Source organism: Klebsiella sp. 18074 (assembly GCF_902705905.1).
Lineage (GTDB): Bacteria > Pseudomonadota > Gammaproteobacteria > Enterobacterales > Enterobacteriaceae > Klebsiella > Klebsiella terrigena.
In genome coordinates this window covers 1-3,349 of record NZ_CACSIS010000072.1, presented here as the reverse complement: position 1 = coordinate 3,349, position 3,349 = coordinate 1, and the positions used below count along the sequence as shown (strand labels likewise).

Below are 3,349 nucleotides of genomic sequence, written 5' to 3'. Positions count from 1 at the left end.
CTAAATGAATACAATAGTGAGCGGCCTCATGAATCCCTGAATAACCTGACGCCGGAAGAATATCGGCTGATGGCTGAGAAACCGGAAATCTCAAAAAGTGTTTGGAACTAAAGCTGGGATACTTACACCATCACCCGGAGTGCATTGTTTACCGTATTTTCACTCATTGGTTTACGCGGGTCATGATCGCCAACGAAAATTAAATCGCGATTACCATTTAGTCGTTTTATTTTCTCAAGGACTGCAAGGGCCTGACGAGATAACGGTACCAGGTGCGGCATTCGCATCTTAGATCCACGGTGAGAATGCTTAACCCCTTCCAATGGTTCGCGATCTGCCGGTATCGTCCACATTGCTGTCTCGAAGTCGATCTCTGACCAACGGGCGAAACGCAGTTCGCTGGAACGGATAAAGGTAAGCAACGTTATTTCTATAGCTAAACGAGTGAGCGGTCTACCGGTGTATGTGTCAATACGATGAAGGAGCTCAGGAGTCCGGCTAAGTTCTAAAGCGGGACGATGTTGCCTTTTTGCTGTAGCGACAGCTCCTGCCATTTCCTGCGCGGGATTATAATCGGTCAAACCGCTTTGTACGGCGTAGCGCATGATTGCTGTGGTGCGCTGTTGTAGGCGTGAAGCCACTTCAAGACGCCCTGATTTCTCTACCACTTTGATGGGTGCCAGCAAATCGCGGGTTTTAAGTTCGGTAATATTGCATTTACCGATAGAGGGGAAAAGAAAGTCTTCCAAGGTTTTCAAAACTCGGGAGCTATGATCTTTTGACCACTTCTTATTAGTCGCATGCCATTCTCTGGCAACCACTTCGAAGGTGAAGACTTCTTTAGCCAACTCTTCTTTTACTGCACGTTTTTGTTCGCGAGGGTCAATACCTGCCGCAACCAGTTTTCTGGCAGCTTCTCTTTTATGTCTGGCATCAGCAAGAGATGTCTCTGGGTAAACACCAAAAGCCATCAGATGTTGTTTACCGCCAAAGCGGAAACGAAAGCGCCAGTATTTGGAGCCGTTAGGGTGTATCAACAAAAACATGCCATCGCCGTCTACTAGCGAGTATTCCTTTGCTTCAGGTTTTGCCGAACGCACCTTGGTATCAGTCAGGGCCATGATGGTATTCCTTCCATATGCTGCCGTGAGTATATAAGCATTATCGAACCAGCATATATACTCGGTTCTATACTCACAAGCATGTTGATGTGGGGTAACTCAGATTGACGTCGGTTGACTGAAAAGCGGGGCAACGCCTTGCGGGGACTGGATTTTAGGCATAAAAAAAGACCTCACTTGAGGTCTATTTACATACTGTTGGTGCCGAAGGCCGGACTCGAACCGGCACGTATTTCTACGGTTGATTTTGAATCAACTGCGTCTACCGATTTCGCCACTCCGGCACAGAAGGGATACGGAAACGTTGTGGATTATACCTGTCGTTGGCTGCCATGCAAGCAACAGCGTATGCCGGCTACGCTAAGTGTCGAAAAAAACAGCGTAACCCGCCTTTTTCCGCGCTAACCCGCGCGCTCCCCTGCTCTCTCAGGCACTTATCTCCGAACCTGCTCGCAAAAAACTGCAAACGCTTCAGGGCGGTTTACATTTCCAGCCTTTTGTTATCAGATCCTGTTATTGATTCGCGTAATAACGCCGATACTTTCCCAATAACAGGGTGCCCGCTATGCGTTTCTATCAGATCGAACCCACGCTGGAGAACTACTGGCGCGGCATTATTCTGTTTGGCAAGAACGTCGCCTCCTACAAGTTCGCGCTGGCCCACGCCCTGTACGACGTCCGCCGCGACGGCAGCGACCTGATCCTGCTCGAGGACCTGGCGCTGCCCTTCAGCCAGCATCTGTGTCGCCATCTTGAGCACGCCCCCAAACAGATCACGTCGCCAAAAAGCCAGTTTCTCAGCGCTTGCAGCCGCTTCAATCGCCAGGAGATAAGCCAGGATCGGCTCACCGCCGCCACGGTGAAGCTCGGCTTTAGCGTGGTGCTGGATAAGTTTCATAACGTCAATCAGGGCGAAATCGATACGCGCTTTTTTATCGACGAGCGCAAAACGCACAAGGGCATCCGCCTGACCGACAGCTTTTACCGACTGACCGAGCGCCAGCAGTACCCGAACCTGATCCATGAAACCGAGGCCCGCTGGCGGCTGGTCGAGCAGGCGTGGGCGATGAACGTCTCCCGCAGCCTGATCGCCATCGAGTACGATGCGGCCGAACAGCAGCTGTTCAGCGCCAGCAGCGCCCGTCGGGTAGCCATCTCCAGCTGTCGCGACAGCCTCAACGGCTACCAAAAAGGACGATGCTTCTACTGCTACGCGCCGGTTAGCCTCGATAGCGGCGACGAGAACCTGACCGATGTCGACCACTTTATCCCGTGGAGCGCCCGTCATGAGGTGGGCAATATCAACGGCGTCTGGAATCTGGTCCTCGCCTGCCGGAGCTGCAACCGCGGCGAACGGGGCAAGTTTATGCGGGTGCCGTCGCAAAAATTACTCTACCGGTTGCGCGACAGGAACGAATATTTTATTACCAGCCACCTGCCGCTGCGCGAAACGCTCATCCGTCAGACCGGCAGCACGCCGGCGCGCCGGCATGATTTTTTAAACAACGCCTGGAATACCGCGCGTATTACCCTGCTTCATGAATGGGAGCCCCAGGCCGCCGGGCCGGATATCTTCTGATGACCATCAACTACTACCAGCAGAACGCTGACAGCTTTGTGGCTTCAACCGTCGCTGTCGATATGACCTCTCTGTACGCGCCTTTTATCGGGGCAATTGAACCGAACGGGCTGATCCTCGATGCGGGATGCGGCTCCGGACGCGATGCAAAAGCCTTTGCCGATATGGGCTACCGGGTCGAGGCGTTTGACGCCTCACCGGCCATGGTCGAGCGGGCAGCGCAACACAGCGGTCTGGCCGTGCGTCAGGCGACCTTTCAAAGTATCAGCGAAAGCGCGCGGTATGACGGCATCTGGTGCTGCGCATCGCTGCTGCACGTGCCTGGCGATGAGCTGCCCGGCGTGATGCAGCGGCTGGCGACGGCGCTTAAACCCGGCGGCGTCTGGTACGTTTCGTTTAAATATGGGACCGGCGAGCGCGAAAAAGAGGGGCGACGCTTTACCGACCTCGATGAAGCGGGCCTCACGGCGCTGGTCGCCGCTCTGGCGGATATCGACATCACGCGGATGTGGCAAACCCTGGATAAGCGCCCGGACCGCAGCGAAACCTGGCTGAATGCGCTGCTGCTGAAGGCCTGAACCTGGGCTCCGTTCCCCTCGCCACCGAGGGGAACTCTCGCCGCTCTTCGTTTCTCGCCCCACCCACGCGC

Annotated in this window: 2 protein-coding genes, 1 tRNA gene and 2 pseudogenes; 3 read left to right on the top strand and 2 right to left on the bottom strand. The window is 54.4% G+C overall.

Going from position 1 to position 3,349, the window contains the following annotated elements:
* Positions 1-111 (top strand): annotated as a pseudogene (locus tag GVK32_RS28455) (integrase); the annotation flags it as partial.
* A gap of 17 nt (positions 112-128) precedes the next feature.
* On the opposite strand, the pseudogene GVK32_RS28450 reads toward GVK32_RS28455, so the two are convergent.
* Both GVK32_RS28450 and GVK32_RS28445 read right to left on the bottom strand, forming a co-directional pair.
* A pseudogene (locus tag GVK32_RS28450) lies at positions 129-1,121 on the bottom strand (tyrosine-type recombinase/integrase); the annotation flags it as partial.
* A gap of 199 nt (positions 1,122-1,320) precedes the next feature.
* A tRNA-Leu gene (locus GVK32_RS28445) sits at positions 1,321-1,405 on the bottom strand.
* A 281-nt stretch (positions 1,406-1,686) separates the two neighbouring features.
* Between GVK32_RS28445 and GVK32_RS28440 the strand changes: the two genes are divergently transcribed.
* Positions 1,687-2,700 carry an HNH endonuclease gene (locus tag GVK32_RS28440; RefSeq protein WP_159867376.1) on the top strand — a complete coding sequence of 338 codons (1,014 nt, stop codon included), beginning with the start codon at positions 1,687-1,689 and terminating at the stop codon, positions 2,698-2,700.
* Positions 2,700-3,278: a bifunctional 2-polyprenyl-6-hydroxyphenol methylase/3-demethylubiquinol 3-O-methyltransferase UbiG gene (locus GVK32_RS28435; RefSeq protein WP_159867378.1), complete on the top strand. Its 579-nt coding sequence runs from the start codon at positions 2,700-2,702 to the stop codon at positions 3,276-3,278. The genes GVK32_RS28440 and GVK32_RS28435 overlap by 1 nt, the downstream gene beginning before the upstream one ends.
* The last annotated feature ends 71 nt before the right edge of the window (positions 3,279-3,349 follow it).

Coding starts and splice junctions, on each gene's coding strand:
- GVK32_RS28435 (WP_159867378.1), top strand. CDS start 2,700: ATGACCATCAACTACTACCAGCAGAACGCTGACAGCTTTGTGGCTTCA.
- GVK32_RS28440 (WP_159867376.1), top strand. CDS start 1,687: ATGCGTTTCTATCAGATCGAACCCACGCTGGAGAACTACTGGCGCGGC.